The organism is Neochlamydia sp. AcF95 (assembly GCF_018342455.1).
Classification (GTDB): Bacteria; Chlamydiota; Chlamydiia; order Chlamydiales; family Parachlamydiaceae; genus Neochlamydia.
Genome location: NZ_JAEMUC010000019.1, coordinates 71,001 through 91,616 on the forward strand (window position 1 = coordinate 71,001; position 20,616 = coordinate 91,616).

Genomic DNA, 20,616 nt, shown 5'->3' on the forward strand with positions numbered 1-20,616 from the left:
CAATTAGCATACGATTAAAAAGCATTTATATAAAGCATTTATACTCCATTAGCTATTCATCCAATTGTCAAGTTTTGCTAAATAATTTTAAACATGCTAGAATAGTATTTGGGGCTTAAAATAGGATGAATTATCTGCTTGTAGGCTCTTACGCTGCAAGGCTATCATATAAAAAAGAGTGAGTTTCTATGGCAACGATTGATAAGTTAGACATTAGTGTCTATAATCTCTATGCGATTCGCACGCGAATGATCGAGCAGATTAACCAACAATTTCAGCTAGATCAAGCAGCCAGTATACCTGCACAATTGCAAGTTTTAGATATTTATCCTAAACCTACTGAACTGGATGTGCTGCTAGGCATTGCTCCCCTTTACACGCCCTGGGCTTATTTCTTTCCTCCTCCCCGTTTTCGCTTTATGCGCCGCTCTCCCTTCTCGTATCGTGTGATTCCCAGTTTTGGTTCATTTGATGAACAAGCCCTGCAAGAGCAAAAGCTAGAAGAAATTTTGTGTCGTACTCCTGAAGAGAAGCAAGAAAAAGAGACCTTAAAAAACTGTTTTCGCGAAATTGAAAAATTAAACAATTGGCTAAACTTTATTGTAGGTAGAGTAGGCCAGTTTTTACAAGGATAATTATGCACAAACTTAATTGGCGAGAATCTTTAGGCTGGTCGGAAGAAATTTTAGAAGAAATGCGTTCTGCCGGATATGCCTATATTCGCCAAGGCAAGTATGAGATTGCCCTGCCTTTTTTTGAAGCTTTATGTGTATTAGACCCGGAAAGTGCTTACGATGCTCAGACGTTAGGAGCTTTGTATTTGCAAAGCAATAACGCAGCTAAAGCACTTAAATGCTTTGATAAAGCTTTAAAAATTGAAGGTGACCATTCACCTACTTTATTAAATCTGGCTAAGGCTCTGTTTATGCTAGGTAAAAAGGAAGAAGGCTTAAAAGTTGCTAATATCCTTAAGAATGAAGCTAATGCCGCGATTTCTAATGTGGCAAAAGCACTTATCTTAGCACATAGCTAATTAAAAATGCTATTTACTACTCGCCTTGTAAGACTTTTTTAAGCGTATTGACCACTCTTTCAACTTCTTCTACTTGAAGATCATAGTAAAAAGGCAAAGAAAGAGCTTGAGAATAATAAGCCTCCATTTTAGGAAAATAGTCCGAAATATCTCCGCAAAGATTTATAAAGTAAGGATGCTTATAGATAGGAATATAATGAACTTGCGTTCCAATCATTCTTTCACGCAATCTATTCATCACCTGTGTGCGGGTAGTTTTATAAGCATTAAAATTAATTTGAACCACGCATAAATGATAAGCGCTGTAGGCATCGAAATTTTCTGCAAATAAATGAAGATAAGGAATTTCTTTTAGTAAGGCACGGTAAGCTTTCATCAATTGTCGCCGCTTTTCCACAAAGCTATCCAAGCGTGCCATTTGGCTCAATCCTAGGGCAGCCTGCAATTCTGTAAAGTTATAGTTACCGCTAAGATGTTGCACTTCGTAATACCAGGGTGCTGCCTCTCCTTGTAAATAAGGCGCCTCGCGTTCAATTCCATTATTCCTAAATAACTTAAGACGACGATAAAAATCTTCGCTATTTGTCGTAACCATCCCTCCTTCCCCTGTCGTAATTGTTTTGGCCGCATGAAAACTAAAGATAGTCATATCGCTCCATCGGCAAGAGCCTACTTTTTCTCCCGTAAAATAAGTAGATCCTAAAGCATGGGCGGCATCTTCAATCACTACAGTCTCAGGATTTTGAATAGATTGATCTATTTTTTGCATATCCACAGGTATGCCAGCAAAATGGACAGGCGCAACACAAATGCGACCGCGTGAAGAAGGACGGGCAAGATTATATTCTAGCTGCTGTAAATCTAAATTTCCGCTAGAGCAATCAATATCTAAAAAGACAGGGGTAGTTCCTCGTTGTACTGCTGCTCCGGCGGTGGCTACGAACGAATTAGGTGTGGTGAGTAGAGAGTCTTGCTGACGCAAGTTTGCTGCAAAATAAGCACCCATTAAAGCGGAGGTTCCGCTATTGAAAGCAACGGCGTATTTGACCTGGCAATAATGAGCCACGGCACTTTCAAAAGCTTCCACCAGAGGGCCGCGTGTTAGATGATCGCTATTTAAAGCTTTAGTTACTTCATGAATATCAATCTGATTGATGGATGGTTTGGTATAGGGCAAAAAATTTTCTTTAGTCATAACTTTTAACAAAACCTACTAAACAGTGTTTGACAAATTGTCATCAGACAATGAAGGATATTTTTAGAGGTGTCAAGCTACAATTAAACCTTTTTAACATTTTTGCTCCTTCTTTTTTTCTTTACTGCCAGACAACCATATAATTTAATTTCTTGAAATCATAAACAAAATAAGCATGTTAACCTCTTGTTTAAGAAACGAGAAAGATCTATTCTCGAAATGTAGGGCTCTACGGATTATAAACGAGCAGGAGTCAGCTTATCTCTTTTCCTCAAAAGGCTCATGGATTTAGACTTTTTTTGAATGTTACACAAGTAATGCCGCTAGATAAACAATCCTTCTTAAATGTGATAGCAAAAATCCACACTTTAAAAATTTATATTTTAAAATAAAATTTATTAAAGTTTAATTATTAGAATATGAAAGTATTTCAAATTATTTAAAAAAATAATTACAAACCATTTACTATTTTAATGATATTATTTATCCTTTATTTCTATCGAATGTCTAGGTTACCCCTAATAAAACCAGCTCAATACCCTATCCGCAAAAGATTTATTGTTGCAAGCTGCTAGAAACCATCGCTTAAGAACATAGATCCTTTCAGCTTTTTTTCACAAATTGCTAATTAAGAGAAGGTTATAAAAACAAATTTTTTGCAACTTGGGAAGGAAATATTTTTTATTGCCGCGGTATCTGATTTTCAGCGATTTAATGCTAAATACCCCAAAAGCAGATGATAATTTTCTTGCAGGCAATGCAGCCACATGGTAGCTTTTTCCAACGAAATACCTCCAGAACATCCTGTGGAAACGTTGTTTATAACTTAAATGCAGTTTTTACAGGACTTATATTATTGTCCTTTTGTAGAATAAGAGCTTTAAAATAGCTGCTTGGCTCCCGTTAAGGGATTTTTATTTATTCCCAACGCTTGCCCCTTTGAACTGTAATTTTTGATTAAGGATCCAAACTATGTTAGTTCTTGAGACAGAAGATATTTGGACTCAATTTCTAGAATGTGTAAAAACAAAATGTTCCGCCACAGCTTTTGGCAATTGGCTCTCTCCTATTCGCGTAATAGAAAATGCCAGTGACAAAATAATTCTTGAGATCCCTAACATTTTTGTAAAAGAATACCTTTTTTCCAATTTCCATAGCGAACTTTGTGCTTTTTTGCCTGTGAATGCCAACGGCGAGCCTTCTATTCAATTTAAATTGGCAACGCCAGCTAAGAAAACCTCCTCTACCCTTCCTAGCGTGCCCGCAAGCTATGCCCCGCCAGTAGAAGAGCAAACTTATGAAGTGAAGCTAAACCCTAACTACCGCTTTGAAACATTTATTGAAGGGCCTGCTAACCAGTTTGTTAAATCTGCTGCCATAGGGATTGCTGCTCGCCCAGGCCAATCTTACAATCCTCTCTTCATTCATGGAGGTGTGGGCCTAGGTAAAACGCATATTCTTCATAGTATTGGGCACTACATTCGCCAAAATAATAAGAAATTACGGGTTCAATGCATTACTACGGAAGCCTTTATTAACGACCTCGTCGATAACTTACGCAACAAATCTGTCGATCGTATGAAAAGGTTTTATCGCTCGGATGTCGATGTTTTATTAGTGGATGATATCCAGTTTCTACAAAACCGTCTGAATTTCGAGGAAGAATTTTGTAATACTTTTGAAACCCTCATTAATCAAAATAAACAGATTGTCATTACTAGTGATAAGCCTCCTTCCCAACTAAAACTCTCTGAGCGTATGATCGCTCGTATGGAATGGGGGTTAGTCGCCCATATTGGCGTACCGGAGCTTGAAACGCGGGTAGCCATTCTCCAACATAAAGCCCAGCAAAAAGGTTTAGAAATTCCTAATGCAGTTGCCTTCTTTATTGCTGAGCATATTTATAATAATGTCCGGCAACTAGAGGGAGCCCTTAATCGTTTAAGCGCCCATAGTCGACTGTTGAATCTTCATATTACAGAAGAATTTGTGGAAAAAACTTTACGCGAAATGCTTCAGCATGCGCCCCGTCATAAAATTACCGTCGATCAGATTTTAAAAAGTGTAGCCGCTATCTTCCAAGTACGGGTGAGTGATCTTAAAGGTTCTATGCGTACCAAAGAAGTCGCGCTCCCTCGCCAAGTAGCCATGTATCTGGCCTGTAAAATGATTAATGAATCTCTGCAAATGTTAGGGGCTGCTTTTAATAAAACTCACTCTACCCTTCTCCATGCTTGCAAAAACATTGAAAAAAAGCTCACCGCTGATGAAACTCTAAGGCGGCAAATTAGCATGGTTGAGCGCAACATTCATGCTTAGAATAAAAGCTCGCTATGAATAAACCTTGGCTCCAAGGAATTACCTAACAAAAAAGCTTAGTTAAGCTCTTTTACAAATAAAATTTTGTAAATGATGGATCATCAAACAGCTTTAACCTATATAGAAAGGTTTTCATAGTGCCCATTTCATTGCCTTAAAATCTTAACAAGTTTTTAAAGACTTACAACTTTTAAGATTAGCTACTTTCCTCTAAAAATTTAAAGCAGCTGGGTTAGGACAGGTTTTACCGACACCCAGCTAAAGTTCATCTAATAATAAATCGATCAAAAAATGGCTCCAGCTCGCGTGGATTGCCATTTGATATATTTAATCTTTTAAAAACTTTATTCCTTAAATCCAATTTTTTCACTCCTTAAAGAACCTTAAAAAGGCTGCTTTTTAGATAGGCAATCATAAAGGGAAAAAATTTTGCTTAGCGATTAACCCTTTAACTTCAAAAGACTTATCGTAAAAATTTATGATTTTTTACCCTTTTTTTGTTTTTAAAGACCCATAGGTTTTCTCCACTTTAAAAGGCATTTTATTTTTAAAAAGATTAATTTGCAAAACATCTAAATGGTGTTGCACTTCTTTAGAAAGGTGTTCTTTATGTACGATCTCTATAAAGCTTGCTTCATTCCAACTCTCTGCAATTAATAGCTGATCACGCGTTACTTTAAATTCGAGATACTCTTTGATCATAACCTGGTTATCCGAAAGAATAGCTTTTTTAGCGTCTAACAATTTTACATTATAGATTCCTTTAGCACGCAAAATGATTTTTTCCTCCTCAAAACGAATTTCATATTTTTTTGTAGGCTTGGTAGGCGAGGAGCTTCTAAAAGAACTTAGCAGCTTTTGACCCATTAACCTTTCGTGCAGATAATTTAAAGTAGAGGGCCCATAAGCGTAAGCACTAGCCTGATGCACAAATTTTAAGACAGCTAACAAGCTAGCAAATTCTTCTCGAGGATAGACGACCTCTTGGCACATCTTAGAAAATTGTTCACATCCTTTTATAATAGCGCCTTGCATGATTCCTGAATCATTTCCATCGATAGCGAAATATTCGAGAAGGGCTTCTATCTCATGCGGCTCATATCCTAGCTGTTGCGTAAGTTTTTTAATAAAATCGGCAAAAAAGTTTTTTACTTCCGCTAAGGTTTTCAAGCTACCGTAAATCAAAAGATCTTGACGACCTGCAATAAGTTTTAATGTCTTAGATTCTAGTACATAGAGCCATTCGGTAGCTTTACCAGCCTGAGTCATTCTTGCGGAGGTAATATATTTTCCCACGCTGCCTAAATTTTCATTGAATCTAAAAGCCGCTAAAGCATTTTTATCCGCTTGCAAATATTCATCTTTTTCTTTAAGACATTTACTTTCTCTTTCTTCTAGAAAATAGACAGGAAACTTTTTGCTGATCCACAGTTCATACCTAATACGTTCATCAATATTAGTGGCAATATTTTTTAAAGAGTTGATGATCTGCTCATACCTTAATCTAACATAATTAATGATTCCTTCATCCGTCCCCTTTTCACCCCAAGCAGCCACAGTATCCCCAAAAGCCCGTCTGAGTCCTAGATTAATTTCATTCAAGAGAGAAGCGATTTGGATAGAAGTGTCCAAATCTTTTGCCATTTTTTTAAGAGAATCTGCTTTACGATCCTCCCATTTAAAAATAATATTGCGAAGCTTGCCTGAAAAAGCAAAGTCTCTCTTCTCATTTTCAATTAAAGCCACTAATTTTTGCATCGCTTGTTGATACAAATAGAGATTAAGGATAGGAGATCGACTCACTTGAGCAGCATCGATCCATTTTAATAGATTTTTCGCATTGGTAGAGGATTTTTTGCCCTCTACCGGAATCTTTCGATTTTTTCCTAAATCCATAAGAAAGCCTGCTAAAAGATCGACGATGATGTTATGCTCTTCAGAAGGCTTTACTTCAGCATTGAATAAAACTTCTCTGAAATCTAAGGGAGTAAGCCCAATGGAGCCTCGCTTACGAGCAGATGTAAAGGAAAAATCCTTTAAATTTCTTTCTATCATTGCCTCAGCAAGAAGTATCATTTCGCTAAGAGCTTCTTTAATAAGCTCATTTTTAGACATATCCCTATAATTTTCTTTAATAAATTGAAGATTTTCTTCTAGGCTTTTTATTCTTTCAATCCCTGCTATTTCGAGGGTAGGAAGGCTTTGGCGTTTTGTTTCCTTGCTAGCCTTATTCTCAATGCGAGGATGCCTCATTAAGCTATCGCTAGAGGAAGGAGAGGGAAGACTTTTACGGATTGAACGGCTATTGAAAAAAGGTTCACCTTCTTCTAAAGAAGAATTTAAAATTTTATACTTTCCAGGCAAAGAGGTTGAAGATATAGCAAGGCAAGCAGCTTTTTCTGAGTCTGCCAGCTCTGATCGATTTTTTGCAGGGAGGCTTGTTAGCTTAATCCGAGCTTCTTCATTAACATAATACTTGTCTAGAGGATATTCAAATTGGATGCGCTCAGTTATATTTGCCTGAATGGCTTTTAAAGAATAGATAATTTCATGATAACGCATGATAAAATAATTATTGCGCTCTTCTTCTTTTATTCTATATGCTGCTTTATCTAAGCTGTTTAGCTCCCCATCTGTGCCTCTGTCAGCTTCATCTTCAAAGGTGCGATTTACACCACGGCTAAGATCATATAATATCGTGGCAAGTTGCGGCGTTGTATGCAACGTCTTTATCATTTGAATGACTGCCTGGCTTTTCACACCATCTATCCTAAAATCTGTCCGAATGGTACGGTGAGTGGCAATAAAAGCTTTTTCCTCTTCTAATAATTCTATTAATGCTCCCATAGCATTTTGATAAGCAATAAGGTTTTTTACTACAGAAGGACTTATTTCTTTTAAAGCTATCCATTTAACTAAATTGGCCTCATTGGTAGAATTTTTATAATCATATCCTTCTTGTACAGGAACTTGATGATTTTTTTTCAGGATAAGAAGGCACTCTCTAAGCGTCCTAGCAATGGCATCATGGCCCTTTGAGGGTTGAACTTTTAGGTTGAACAAAAATTGGCTAAAATCACCTAGGGTCACTCCAATCGATACTACTTTCCTTGGAGAATAAAATAGATTACCATCCGAACATAATTCGTTATAAAGCATTTGAGAAAGAGATTTTATTTCTACTAAAAAGAATCTTAATTCTCCTCTACTTTCATCGCCAAACTTGTTAACGACCAACCGAATTTTTTTTTCTAAATCCATTAAATAGCAGTTAGTATCTGTCTTAATAGAGGATGTAGAAGGTAAAAAATCTTCATGCTCTCCTTCTTTTCTTAAAATAGTATTTTGTACAGACTTAAAAGCTTCCGATACACTAGCTTTACCAGATAGGACTCGAGAAAAACTAGCGCTACGCGCTTTTTCGGTGGGGGAATTCTTTAGCTGCTCAAAAGTTACTTTTAAGTCTTGAGAATTTTTTTTATTAACTACCTTTTCTTTCGAGTACAGTTGCTGATTGGGATTACCATTAAGAATGGATTTTTCTATCCCCGGGTAAGGCGTCATGCTAGCACTCCTAAATATTAAGATTAAATAGGCGCCTTTTAGTATATTATAATCAATTATTTAAGAACAATTCTTATGAACTCTTTTGAAGCAAGAGAATGATCTAATCTCTCTATCCTATTAGATTACCTGGCATTTCTTTAGATGTTAATCTACCCTGATACTAAAAGTTATATTGTGCTTTGATTTTAAATAAGCCTACTTCTTTCTTTGCAAGATTAAAGGTTAAAGGTATACTTGTAGCATTTTCTTATATCTTTTACTTACTCCCTATAGAACTTAGCACTAAAAAGGCTAAAAATATGCATAAATCTTAAAGAGGTCGTAAAATTGAATCCTAGCTCTTCTATCACCCTTGAGCAATTGCCTAATGAAATATTAGTCTCCATTTTAAAGTATTGTACCTCTCCAGCCCTGTCTAGCGTTTGTACAAGATGGCATCATCTGTTGGCTACCGAAGTTATGCCTTCTCTTTATAAGCAAATAGGTAAAGTACATGTCCCTCAAGGAGATGCTAGCAAGCAGGCTCTCATTTTAGACAAAATTTATAGGTTAGAAAATGGGCTTTCTATAATTGCTAAAGTAAATGCAATCTTTAAGCAAACCTTTGCTCTAGCTAGCTCTCTTTCACCTTTAGAATTAGAATTTAAATGGGTAACTGAAGAAAAAAAATATTTTACTCTGGCTAATTACTCCTCTCATCTGCTGAATATCAATCGCCTGTTAATATGGAAAGCACTACCTGGTGGAAAGGAGTACTTAGATCAAGAGAAAATCAAATATTTGCCTTTAGAAAAAAAAGGGGAACTTTTTAAAAAGTGGATAGAAAGTTTTGGCAAAGATATTACTAGCCTAGGGATAACAAGAAGTGGCCTGACATTTTTACCTCCAGAAATACAGCACTTATCCAAGCTAAAACATCTTAACCTAGAAAATAATAAGCTAACATTTCTTCCAAAAGAAATAGGACAGCTATCCCAACTGCAACAACTTACCTTAAACAGCAACCAGTTAACAACCCTTCCCGCTGAGATAGGCCAGCTATCCCAGCTGATTGAGCTTAACATAAACGATAACTATTTAACCTCCCTTCCTTCGGAGATAAAACAGATAGCTTATCTGCAAGACTTGGACTTAAGCAGCAACCAGTTTGCTGTTTTTCCCTTAGAGATAATTCATCTAGTTCAGCTTAAGTGGCTTTTTTTGCAAAGTAACCAACTTACCTCCCTTCCTGCAGAAATAAAGCAGCTTTCTCAGCTAGAAATAATTAGCTTAGACCACAACCAGCTTGCCTCTCTTCCTACTGAGATAGGGCAACTCTCTCAGCTGGAAATAATTAACGTAGACCACAACCAGCTTTCCTCTCTTCCTGCAGAGCTAGAACAGCTTTCTTATCTAGAAGATCTTAGCGTAATCAGCAACCAAATTAATACCCTTCCTGTAGAGCTAGGACAGTTACCTGAAGGAGTAAATTTCAATTTAAAGAAAAATCCACTGCAATCCATTTCAAATGAAATAAAGCAGCGCTTTAATCTTTAAGCAAAAATTTCGTATCTTTATTACCTAATGAGCTAAAAGAGTGATTACTATGAGCAGAGAGCTGTAAAGATATAGAAAATTTTCCAACCTATCAATAGACATTATCTTCTAGAGTTTTTATTTGCTAAAAGAGAGAAAAAATTTTCTACCACCATTCTATATTCCCCTATCTCCAAGCTTAAAGGCTAAGGAGTTTCTTTCTAATATTTTCTTGTACATTGTATGTTTTCCTTTTATATTGCTCAAAAAAACAACTAAAAAAATGGATAACACTTAAAGGCGCCCTTCAATGAATCCTAGCTCTTCTATCACCATTGAACATTTACCTAATGAAATATTAGTCCCTATTTTAAAAGAGTGTGCTAGCCCTTCCTTATTTAGCGTGTGTGGAAGATGGTATCATCTCCTAGCTAATGAAGTCATGCCTTCTCTTTATAAGCAAATAGGTAAAGTACATGTTCCACAAGGGGATGTTAACAAGCAGGCTTTTATTTTAGATAGGATCTATAAGCTAGAAGAAGAGCTTTCTGCGGTAATAAAAATAAATGCAATCTTTAAACAAATCTTTGCTTTGGCTAGTTCCTTTTCTCCTATGGAGTTAGAATTTAAATGGGTAACTGAGGAAGAAAAATATTTTACTCTGCCTAATTACTCCTCTTATCTGCTGAACATCAATCGCCTGTTAATGTGGAAAGCATTACCTAATGGAAGAGAATACTTGGATCGAGAGAAAATTAAATATTTGCCTTTACAAAAAAAGGAGAACTTCTCAGAGAGTGGATTGAAAGATATGGCCACCATAGTGAAGAGTTATATTTAAACGAGATTGGCCTGACCTTTTTACCTTCTGAGATAGGGCAACTTTCTCAGATACGACTACTTGATTTAAGTAACAACCAGCTTACATCCCTTCCTGCAGAAATAGCGCAATTATCTCAGCTGCGAAAACTTGACTTAAGCAACAGCCAGTTTACCTCCCTTCCTGCAGAGATTTGGCAACTATCTCAGCTACGACTACTTGATTTAAGTAACAACCAGCTTACATCCCTTCCTGCAGAGATAGGCAATCTTTCTCAACTGCAAGAGCTTTACTTAAACAACAATCAGCTTGCCTGCCTTCCTTTTGAGATAGGGCAATTATCCCAGCTGCAGGGGCTTGGCTTAGGTAGCAACCAGCTTACCTCCCTTCCTACAGAGATAGGGCAATTATCCCAGCTACAAGAGCTTCACTTAAATAATAATCAGCTTACTTCCCTTCCTACGGGGATAGGACAGCTACTCCAGCTGCTAGAACTTGACTTAAACAACAATGAGCTTACTTCCCTTCCTGCAGAGATAGGGCAGCTTGCCCAGCTGCAATGGTTTGGCCTAAACAGTAACCAGCTTACTTCCCTTCCTGCAGAGATAGGGCAATTATTCCAGCTGCAATGGCTTTACTTAAGCAACAATCAACTCGCCGCTTCTCCAGCTCAGATACATCAACTCTCTGAGCTACAAGAGCTTTACATAAGCAACAACCAGCTCTCTTTCCTTCCTGCAGAAATAGGCCAATTATCTCGGCTCCTAAAGATTCACTTACACCACAACCAGCTTACCTCCCTTCCTGCAGAGATAGGGCAGTTATCCCAGCTACAAGAGCTTCACTTAAACAATAATCAGCTTACCTCCCTTCCTGCAGAAATAGGCCAATTATCTCGGCTCCTAAAGATTCACTTACACCACAACCAGCTTACCTTCCTTCCGGTAGAGATAGGGCAGCTTGCCCAGCTAGAAATAATTAACGTAGATCACAACCAGCTTGCCTGCCTTCCTGCAGAAATAGCACTGCTCTCTGAATATTTAAAGCTTAAGGTAGACGGAAATCCGCTGGAAAACATACCAGAGGAATTAAAGCAACGTTTTAGGCTGTAGCTGAAAAGGTACCTGTCTTCCTCACCTATGACGTTAGGGGGGCAAACTGGTAAGCTTAGAAAGTGTTAAAAATATAGAGAGCTTTTGGTTTACTATAGAGACGTAGGATCTAAAGGTCTATTTCTCTGCAAAAGTTAAGGAAAAATTTTCTAACAGCGTTCTATACTCCACTATCTCCAAGCTTAACGGCTTAAGGAGTTTCTCTCTAATATTTTCTTGTACATTTTGAGTCTTTCCCCTATTTTGCTTAAAAAACATGTATAACACTTAAAGGCGCCATTCAATGAATCCTAGCTCTTCTATCACCATTGAACATTTACCTAATGAAATATTAGTCCCTATTTTAAAAGAGTGTGCTAGCCCTTCCTTATTTAGCGTGTGTGGAAGATGGTATCATCTCCTAGCTAATGAAGTCATGCCTTCTCTTTATAAGCAAATAGGTAAAGTACATGTTCCACAAGGAGATGTTAACAAGCAGGCTCTTATCTTAGATAGGATTTATAAGCTAGGAGATAGACTTTCTGAAACAGCAAAGATAAATGCAATTTTTAGGCAAATCTTCGCTTTAGCTAGCTCGATTTCTCCTGCAGAGTTAGAATTTAAATGGGTAACTGAGGAAGAAAAATATTTTACTCTGCCTAATTACTCCTCTTATTTGCTGAACATCAATCGCCTGTTAATGTGGAAAGCATTACCTAATGGAAGAGAATACTTGGATCGAGAGAAAATTAAATATTTGCCTTTACAAAAAAAAGGAGAACTTCTCAGAGAGTGGATTGAAAGATATGACCAAAATATTACGAATTTAAGCTTAAGAAGCATTGGGTTGACCTTTTTACCTCCAGAAATAGGGCGACTTGCCCAGCTGCAAGAGCTTAACTTAAACAGCAACCAACTCACATTCCTTCCTGCAGAAATAGGGCAGTTATCCCAGCTGCAAAGGCTTTACTTAAACAATAATCAGCTTACATCCCTTCCTTCTGAGATAGGGCAATTATCCCAGCTACGAGAGCTTCACTTAAACAATAATCAGCTTACCTCTCTTCCTGCAGAAATAGGTCAATTATCTCGGCTCCTAAAGATTCCCTTACACCACAACCAGCTTACCTCCCTTCCTGCAGAAATAGGGCAGTTATCCCAGCTGCAAAGGCTTACATTAGGAAGCAACCGGCTTACCCTCCTCCCTGCAGAGATAGGACAGCTATCGGATCTGGAAAAACTTGACTTAAGCAGCAACCAGCTTACCTCTCTTCATGCAAAGATAGGCTATCTTTCTCAACTGCAAGAGCTTGACTTAAACAATAACCAGCTTACCTCTCTTCCTACTGAAATTAGGCGGCTTTCTTGCCTGGAATGGCTTTGCTTAAGCAAAAACCAGCTAGCAAGCTTTCCTGCGTGGATAGGACAGCTATCCCAGCTGCAAGAGCTTGACTTAAACAGCAACCAGCTTACCTCCCTTCCTGCAGAAACAGCACTGCTCCCTGAGTATTTAGATCTTAAGTTAGACGGAAATCCGCTGGAAAACATACCAGAGGAATTAAAGCAACGTTTTAGGCTGTAGCTGAAAAGGCACCTGCCTTCCTCGCCTATAACGTTAAAAGGATAAATTGATAGGCTTAAAAAGTTTTAAAAATATAGAGAGCTTTTGGTTTACTATAGATGCGTAGGATCTAAAGGCCTATTTCTCTGCTAAAGCTAAGGAAAAATCTTCCAACAGCGTTCTATATTCCGCTATTTCCAAGCTTAACGGCTAAGGAGTTTATTTCTGATATTTTCTGGGGGATTTTGTCTCCTTCACCTATATTGCTCAAAAAGCAACTAAAAATATGTATGACACTTAAAGGCGTCCTTGGTGGAAAAGTGATTTCTTTGTTAGAGAAACTCTAAACATAGTTTTTTAAACAACGCAACAGCACTGAACACAGCATTAATGCCCTCTCTTTATAAGCAAATAGGTAAAATGTACTTTCCTTAAAGGAGATATGAACAAGCAGGTTCTTATTTTAGATAGGATCTATAAGCTAGAAGATGGGCTTTTTGGAAGATAAAAAAGAGCTCTAAGGTGGAGATAAAGGTACTATACTGATCAGGCATTAAATGGATTTACAAAAAGAAAGTCCATAAATAGCTTTAGGAAAACCTTCACCGAGAACCTCTGCACAGCAATTCATGGTGTGGCCCGTCCTCACCTTATCTTTAACTAATACAATCACCTTATCTTGCACATTAATCTCTTTTTTTAATAAAAAAGGATGGGTATTTGAATAATTTCCTCGCTGCTTTGTTTTTCCTTCCTCATCCTCATTCCATAAACTTTTATGCAAAAGGGATTGCACGGGGCGCTTCACTATCTCTCCTAGAGATTCTGCTAATAAAAGACTAGCGTCATAACCTCGTGAGATACCCTGCGTAAAGGTTAAAGGTACAGGTACAATTAAATCGGGTAACGGCCATTTTAGGTTTAAGAGTTGTAAAACCATGTAAGCAGCTGCTCCTTGAGCAAGGTAGGGTTGATTAGCGTACTGAAGCTTATTCATCAAAGAAGCTGCCACACCTTGATCATCAAATGCTGCTGCATATTTTTTTAAAACAGGTGTTTGCATAAAGCAAACATAGCAAATAGGATGTTCAGGTTCATACTCTACACTAAAGCAGCAGGGACAACGTTCTTCTATATCGATAAGTGTCAGTTGAAGAGCACACTTAAAGCAAAGGCCCCCCTTACCATGGGAAATAGGATCCGCACAATGCATGCATTTCAAAGGATAAATAAAATCGACAAAAGCAGCTAAAATATTGCCAAGCTTGGCCATTATCTTACAGGAAGCTCTTCAAACATTTTTTGCATTCGCTGCTCCATATAAATATTTATAGTAGAATGGTATTCAGGATAGTTTAATTTAAACCATGTATTCAACTTATGGACCACTTGCAAAAAATCGCGCTTACTATAAGCAGAATTTTTCATACGCTCATCTTTTGTAAGCTTACCCACATCTAAATGTATAGCTCTATCTTGTACAAAACCGGTATTATGCATAACACCATGATCTCTATCGTAAATGCCTTTGTGATATTCTAAGAGATAAAGATCAAAGATCTGTTGAATGCGTTTTTTTACCCCAGGCATATCGTGAGCACCCAGGAGGGTTATCATTTCTGCGCGAGTAGTATTAGCCTTCTCTTGAAGAATAAAAGGTACCTGATCTAAGTCAATCTGTCTTTCTATTCCTATTTTATCTTTAATAGTCACAGTTTTATGTAAGTTAATACTCTTATTTAAATGGATATAAATCAGACCAGCCTCATGAGCATGAATGTTATAAGCTAAGTGATAACCATCAAAAACGCTATTTAACAGTCTATGCTTGCGCTCTCTTTGCTTATCTTTGTAAGCTTTCAGCGGACCTATGGGAGGGATAAGAGAAATAAAAACAGAAGGTTTAAGATGCTTAAATTTAAAAAACTTGAGGATATATTTATCGTCAGCACTCTTAAAGGCATAGGACTGAGCCCCTTTTCCAACATAGTAAAATTTTTGATCCAAAATATTATTAAGTTGCTGTTGCTCTTCTTTAGGCAGAGAGGGAACCTCCCATTCATGGCGATAAGGCATATTATAATTAATATTAGATAATCGAAAATCATCGGTCATTCTAAAATATAAGCGTGTTAAACCAAAGAGCGCTAAGCTTATTAATACCACCCCTACCCATTTATTAGAGAATTTATTTCTTGTATTTGTAAAGAGCGTCTTGCACATGCTATTCTTCCTAGCCTCTAGATTTAAGTAAAAAAGTTAAATTATAAATTATCAGCAAGTATGTGTAAAGCATAAGTCCCTAGACGCCATGTTAATCAATTCTTCTTAACACGCTTTTTACATGAAAAAATCCCAATCCCTTTCAAACTTTTTTAAGTTAACGTTTTAGCTACTATTAGAGCCAGTAGTTAGGCTTTAACTATCCCTATCCCTCAAAAATACAAATGTTCTTTAAACCAAACTAATCAACCAGGCTTTCATTAGATGAATTGCTTTTACCTCTTGGATGAAGAGTATTTTAGTAAGCGATCGCAGGGGCAGTGTTACTCAATCTTTTGATGCTGAATAAAAAATGCAAATTAAAAACTGCAGCACATAAAAGATAGCTATCTGCGCGTATCATTGATCTTGCAGACGACTACGCAATCGCATCCAAAAAGTTAGATCATCCATAACTGCCCACCAATTTTATCAAAAGCTTGGCAATCAAAAACCTATTAGCTGTTTACCCTACATGGTTTAGATGAACTAAAAATTATAATCTTTAAAAATATAACCTGCCAGCAAAGGCTTTAAGAGCAATTAGCTTTTTATTGTTTAATAGAAAAATAATGAATAAAAACTCTACCACTGAAATTCAAAAAAATTTAACGAGGCCATTCTCTTCTCATCTTTTCGTTAATTTAAATTTTTTCATTTAATTTTTTCTTGCAGTTTTGGTACCCTCCAATTTTTACAAGGAATAGATATGCTCAGACGATTACTCAGTTCCCTCCAAAAGCTTGCTGAACCAGGCAGGCCTCTTCATAAACTGCATCCTTTAATTAATGCGAATGATACTTTTCTTTACGAAGCGGCTGTGAATACAAGGCGAGCTCCCCATATCCGGGATGCTATTGACGTGAAGCGCTGGATGATCCTTGTAGTTATTGCTCTGCTACCCTGTATTATGATGGCCATATGGAACACCGGTTTACTTAAATATGTCTATAGTAGCGGCGATTATAAATTAATGAATGAATATTTAGAGGCAAGTAAAAATTTCCATGCATATTGGGCTTTTGCTACATACAATAGCCGCTATATCCCTATTATTATGGAGGGGCTTAAAATCTTTCTTCCTTTAACACTTCTTTCCTATGCAGTGGGAGGCTTTTGGGAAGCTTTCTTTGCCTGCGTAAGGAAACATGAAATTTCAGAAGGGTTTCTCGTTACAGGTGTTTTATATGTGCTTATCCTTCCTCCCACTATCCCTTATTGGATGGCAGCGGTAGGCGTTTCTGCCGGTGTAGTCTTAGGTAAAGAGATTTTTGGAGGCTCGGGCATGAATATTGTTAATCCAGCACTCGCATGCCGAGCGTTTCTCTTTTTTACCTTTCCTGGAAAAATGAGTGGCGACGTATGGGTAGGCTCTAATCCTACTATCATACGCGAAAGCCTGCTCAAAATGAATCAGGAAGGGCAGGCTACAGCCTTTGATGGATATTCACAAGCGACGAAATTAGCTATTTTTAATGTCCCTCAGGATATTAAACGTATTCATGTCGATACGATTGCTACTCATGCTATAGGCACAGATGTAAGCACTATCCAAACCATCCGTACACACTTTGATCAATGGAATTCCCTTACTCATCAAAATGCCACGCTAGGCGAGCTTACTATGGATCAGATAAAAAGCTTTGTAACCAGCCCTCTTGCTGAAGGAGGGTTGGGTCTTTCCAGTGGATATTATGAAGATGCCTATCACTTCTCTTCCTTAAATTATGGCCTGGGGAATAATCATGACTGGAGCTTTTTTCTAGGCAATAAACTAGGTTGCCTAGGTGAGACCTCCACTTTAGCTTGCCTTTTAGGCGCTCTATTTCTTATATGGACTGGCATTGGTTCATGGCGAACCATGTTAGGAATGTTGCTGGGCGCATTGGGGACTGCTCTTTTATTTCAACTAAGTTCAAGCTATTTATTCCCTAGCCAAGGAGCTTGGACAGCCGCCCAGTTTGGTTTTCCCGCTTATAAACATCTTTTATTGGGAGGGCTTGCTTTTGGATTGGTTTTTATGGCCACTGATCCTGTTTCTTCTCCGTCTATTCCTCTTGCTAAATGGATATATGGAGTTTTTTGTGGCATGGTAACTTTAGTCATCCGGGTCATCAATCCGGCTTATCCTGAAGGTGTAATGCTAGCTATTTTAATGGGCAATGTCTTTGCCCCTTTATTTGACTACTATGCCGCCAAGCACTTTAGAAAAAGGAGCATTAGCCGTGTCCGCATCCATTCCTAAAAAAGCTATGAGCAATACTTACACTATCTTTTTTATGATTGTTTTAAGTTTTGCCTGCGCTCTTATTTTATCGATTTTGGCAAGTGTCTTAGAAAAGCCTAAAGAAGTGGCCAAAGAGCTAGATAGAAGCAAGCAAATGATGATTGCTGCTAAGCTTTTGGATCACCAGGATTATTTCCTTGTCCAGGATGCTCAAGGGAAGTACCTTTCTGCTAACTATGAAGAAGGAAGGTTAGTTCCTAGCAATTCTCCCCAGATGGCTACCAACCGACAGCTGCTTGATATTTATAGCAAACGCATAATCCCTTTACTGGTAGACAAAGAGGGTAATATCAAAACTTTTGAGGAAGAAAAAATTAATTACAATGATTACCTTGTAGCTTACCGCAAAACGGGTTACTATCAACTACCTCTCATGCTGATTTACAAGATTCTTCCCAATTTGATTGATAAAGAGAGCAGCATAAACTCTGCAGCGGAAGGATATGTTATACCTATCAATGGCCTTGGCTTATGGGATGCTATTTATGGCTATCTAGCTATTAAGCCTGATGGCAACACGGTAATAGGCATTTCTTGGTATGATCAGAAAGAAACGCCTGGCCTGGGGGCCAACATTTCGGAGGCCTACTGGCAGAGCCTTTTCCCTAATAAGCAAATCTTTCAGCAGAACGCTGATGGCAAAACTGATTTTAAGTCAGCGCCGCTCGGTCTTACTGTTATCAAAGGCAAAGTAGCCGAAAGCTTAGGCACTACCCCTAAAGCCAACAGTGCTATTGATGGGATGGCAGGAGCTACTCTTACAGGTAATGGAGTTACAGATGCCTATCGTAATGTCCTTGCACCGTATCGCCCCTTTCTTATTAAGCTTCATCACACTTATTCTCTTTCACAAGAAAAAATACATGGCTGATAAAGAGACTCTCGCTGCCTTAAAAATTAAACGATAAACAAAGCAAGCCTTGAAACAAATAGTATTAAAGATTATAAGAAAATCCAACTGTGGATAAATAATATAACACTGTCTTTTGCTTAAGGAGAGAGACCAGATGGTATCGACAAATGTAGCCGCTCGTTCATACTTGACTGCTCAGCTTTGGGGAGACAATCAAATCCTAGTAGCGGTACTAGGTATTTGCTCAGCTTTAGGGGTTACGAATAGACTTTCTGTTTCGCTCACTATGGGCCTTTCGGTAGCATTTGTAACGGCCTTTTCTTCTTTGTTTGTTTCACTTCTTAGAAAAGTTACTCCTGATAGCGTACGCATGATTACCCAGCTAGCCATCATTTCTGTTTTTGTAATTATCATTGATCAATTCTTACAAGCCTATTTTTTTAACATATCTAAAGTTTTAAGCGTTTTTGTTGGATTGATTATTACTAACTGCATAGTCATGGGACGTACCGAGGGGATGGCAAAAAATGTAGGGCCCCTCTGTGCATTCATGGATGGGCTAGGTGCTGGCTTAGGCTATGCATGGGTGCTAATGGTAGTAGGTGGTATTCGAGAATTGTTCGGCTTTGGACAGCTGTTCGGCTACCAAGTTATTCCCTATAGTTGGTATGCGACAGCTACTCATCCCAATGGGTATGATAATTTTGCCCTGATGGTTAGCCCTCCAGCGGCGTTTTTTATTATAGGCGGCATGATCTGGGTATTTAACACCCCTAATAAGAACGAGGGATAAAAAGTTTATGTGGATGGGAAATTACGAGCCTTTGAATTTATTAGGCCTTCTTCTTCAAGCGATATTTATCGAAAATTTCCTTTTGGCTAACTTTTTAGGCATGTGCACCTATTTAGCCTGCTCGACCAAATTAAAAACAGCCAATGGGCTAGGCCTAGCGGTTGTGTTTGTTCTCACTATTTCCGGTATCCTCAATTGGTTTGTCCATCGCTTTATTACTGGTGCAGGAGCGCTCAGCTGGCTTTCTGCTTTTGGCCTTGAAGCTTCCCAAATTAACCTAGGCTTTTTAGAATTTTTACTTTTTATTTCTGTGATTGCGGGCTTTGTGCAAATCCTTGAAATCATCATAGAAAAGGTTGCCCCTGCTTTATATATGTCTTTAGGACTTTATTTACCTCTAATTGCTGTTAATTGTGCCATTCTAGGAGCCTGCCTTTTTGCCGTTACACGCGATTATCCTTTTTGGGCCAATCTCGTCTATGTTTTTGGCTCAGGCCTTGGGTGGTGGTTAGCTATTGCACTTATTGCCGCTATCCGTGAAAAGCTAGCCACTTCGAAGGTAATTCCTGCTCTTAGAGGGATGGGCATTACTTTCATGATGAGTGGATTAATGGCAATGGCTTTTCAGGGATTTACCGGGATTAAGCTAGCCATACCTACAGGTAAACCATCAAAGGCAGAAACGCAGATGATGCCATTTTCCCAGGTAGAAAAGATATATAGCGAGAATCCTTTAAAAAGCTGATAAGCCACGCCTATAACAATTAAAAAACATACCTTTTAGCTTACTTGCCCTCTCCCCTCTATTTAAGAGGCATTTTCTGAATTAACTCATTGAACTATTCTTATTACCATCAGAAGTATCATAGCTAAGTAGAGGAATGCTTGGCTGGTGTTAGGTAAGTTCTCATAATCTCAGCTGCGGCATTTACCAAACCTGGCAAATGTTCTTTCTACTATTCATCTTTTTGCTTGTAGATGAAATCCTTTTAGCTTAGATCTTTTAATGATTGTTAAATCAATACCATGTAAAGCTGCTTCTAATTTCATCTCTTCCCTGCTATACTCTTTATCGGCAAGCATTTTTTTGGCCATAAAACTTTTCCCTGACAATAGCAAAATAGCGCTTTTAGCCCATCTCTGTCTCTACAAGCTGCGCTACTTAGTTTGACATGATTTAAAGGATGTTTCATGCTTAAGTAATATTTTGAGAGCGTTTTTTCTCCCAAATCGCTATACTTTATTTACGCCTAAATCATTATAAAGCTCTTAATTTCTTGCAAAGTTGACTATGAAACCAATCAAGCTAGATAACCAACT

At 37.9% G+C, this 20,616-nt stretch carries 16 protein-coding genes; 11 read left to right on the forward strand and 5 right to left on the reverse strand.

Going from position 1 to position 20,616, the window contains the following annotated elements; all coding sequences use genetic code 11:
• The first annotated feature begins 188 nt into the window (after positions 1 to 188).
• Together NEOC95_RS01685 and NEOC95_RS01690 are read left to right on the forward strand one after the other, a co-directional pair.
• On the forward strand, positions 189 to 635 hold the full coding sequence (locus tag NEOC95_RS01685) for a DUF5399 domain-containing protein (protein ID WP_166156002.1): 447 nt from the start codon (positions 189 to 191) through the stop codon (positions 633 to 635).
• A 2-nt stretch (positions 636 to 637) separates the two neighbouring features.
• On the forward strand, positions 638 to 1,033 hold the full coding sequence (locus NEOC95_RS01690; protein WP_039383251.1) for a tetratricopeptide repeat protein: 396 nt from the start codon (positions 638 to 640) through the stop codon (positions 1,031 to 1,033).
• Between the two features lie 16 nt (positions 1,034 to 1,049).
• Here NEOC95_RS01690 and pseC read toward each other — a convergent pair whose 3' ends face one another.
• Complete coding sequence (gene pseC, locus NEOC95_RS01695) at positions 1,050 to 2,228, reverse strand: UDP-4-amino-4,6-dideoxy-N-acetyl-beta-L-altrosamine transaminase (RefSeq protein WP_213151110.1); 1,179 nt, start codon at positions 2,226 to 2,228, stop codon at positions 1,050 to 1,052.
• 972 nt (positions 2,229 to 3,200) lie between these two features.
• Here pseC and dnaA point away from each other — a divergent pair.
• Positions 3,201 to 4,547: a chromosomal replication initiator protein DnaA gene (gene dnaA, locus NEOC95_RS01700; protein ID WP_213151112.1), complete on the forward strand. Its 1,347-nt coding sequence runs from the start codon at positions 3,201 to 3,203 to the stop codon at positions 4,545 to 4,547.
• Between the two features lie 486 nt (positions 4,548 to 5,033).
• On the opposite strand, the gene NEOC95_RS01705 is transcribed toward dnaA, so the two are convergent.
• On the reverse strand, positions 5,034 to 8,111 hold the full coding sequence (locus tag NEOC95_RS01705; RefSeq protein WP_213151113.1) for a hypothetical protein: 3,078 nt from the start codon (positions 8,109 to 8,111) through the stop codon (positions 5,034 to 5,036).
• Positions 8,112 to 8,441: 330 nt separating this feature from the next.
• Here NEOC95_RS01705 and NEOC95_RS01710 point away from each other — a divergent pair, with 330 nt between their 5' ends.
• The 4 genes from NEOC95_RS01710 to NEOC95_RS01725 all read left to right on the forward strand — a co-directional run bounded on the left by NEOC95_RS01710 (position 8,442) and on the right by NEOC95_RS01725 (position 13,122).
• Positions 8,442 to 9,650, forward strand: coding sequence for an F-box/LRR-repeat protein (locus NEOC95_RS01710; RefSeq protein WP_213151114.1), 1,209 nt, complete (start codon positions 8,442 to 8,444; stop codon positions 9,648 to 9,650).
• Positions 9,651 to 9,939: 289 nt separating this feature from the next.
• Positions 9,940 to 10,470 (forward strand): hypothetical protein, encoded by a 531-nt coding sequence (locus tag NEOC95_RS01715; RefSeq protein WP_213151115.1) that lies wholly within the window; start codon positions 9,940 to 9,942, stop codon positions 10,468 to 10,470.
• 32 nt (positions 10,471 to 10,502) lie between these two features.
• Positions 10,503 to 11,561, forward strand: coding sequence for a leucine-rich repeat domain-containing protein (locus tag NEOC95_RS09755; RefSeq protein WP_502710268.1), 1,059 nt, complete (start codon positions 10,503 to 10,505; stop codon positions 11,559 to 11,561).
• Positions 11,562 to 11,844: 283 nt separating this feature from the next.
• Positions 11,845 to 13,122 (forward strand): leucine-rich repeat domain-containing protein, encoded by a 1,278-nt coding sequence (locus NEOC95_RS01725; protein ID WP_213151116.1) that lies wholly within the window; start codon positions 11,845 to 11,847, stop codon positions 13,120 to 13,122.
• A gap of 532 nt (positions 13,123 to 13,654) precedes the next feature.
• On the opposite strand, the gene NEOC95_RS01730 is transcribed toward NEOC95_RS01725, so the two are convergent.
• Positions 13,655 to 14,374, reverse strand: a complete 720-nt coding sequence (locus NEOC95_RS01730; protein WP_213151117.1) for a ComF family protein — start codon at positions 14,372 to 14,374, stop codon at positions 13,655 to 13,657.
• Complete coding sequence (locus NEOC95_RS01735) at positions 14,374 to 15,324, reverse strand: hypothetical protein (RefSeq protein ID WP_249270135.1); 951 nt, start codon at positions 15,322 to 15,324, stop codon at positions 14,374 to 14,376. The genes NEOC95_RS01730 and NEOC95_RS01735 overlap by 1 nt, the downstream gene beginning before the upstream one ends.
• 748 nt (positions 15,325 to 16,072) lie before the next feature.
• Here NEOC95_RS01735 and NEOC95_RS01740 point away from each other — a divergent pair.
• The 4 genes from NEOC95_RS01740 (at position 16,073) to nqrE (ending at position 20,041) form a co-directional block, all read left to right on the forward strand.
• On the forward strand, positions 16,073 to 17,608 hold the full coding sequence (locus NEOC95_RS01740) for a Na(+)-transporting NADH-quinone reductase subunit B (RefSeq protein WP_213151118.1): 1,536 nt from the start codon (positions 16,073 to 16,075) through the stop codon (positions 17,606 to 17,608).
• 7 nt (positions 17,609 to 17,615) lie between these two features.
• On the forward strand, positions 17,616 to 18,521 hold the full coding sequence (gene nqrC / locus NEOC95_RS01745; RefSeq protein ID WP_213151120.1) for an NADH:ubiquinone reductase (Na(+)-transporting) subunit C: 906 nt from the start codon (positions 17,616 to 17,618) through the stop codon (positions 18,519 to 18,521).
• A gap of 136 nt (positions 18,522 to 18,657) precedes the next feature.
• Complete coding sequence (nqrD, locus tag NEOC95_RS01750; protein ID WP_213151123.1) at positions 18,658 to 19,296, forward strand: NADH:ubiquinone reductase (Na(+)-transporting) subunit D; 639 nt, start codon at positions 18,658 to 18,660, stop codon at positions 19,294 to 19,296.
• A 7-nt stretch (positions 19,297 to 19,303) separates the two neighbouring features.
• Positions 19,304 to 20,041 carry an NADH:ubiquinone reductase (Na(+)-transporting) subunit E gene (gene nqrE / locus NEOC95_RS01755; RefSeq protein ID WP_249270136.1) on the forward strand — a complete coding sequence of 246 codons (738 nt, stop codon included), beginning with the start codon at positions 19,304 to 19,306 and terminating at the stop codon, positions 20,039 to 20,041.
• Between the two features lie 215 nt (positions 20,042 to 20,256).
• On the opposite strand, the gene NEOC95_RS09460 is transcribed toward nqrE, so the two are convergent.
• A complete protein-coding gene (locus NEOC95_RS09460; RefSeq protein WP_283248233.1) occupies positions 20,257 to 20,391 on the reverse strand; it encodes a hypothetical protein in 135 nt (44 codons plus the stop codon).
• Between the last annotated feature and the right edge of the window lie 225 nt (positions 20,392 to 20,616).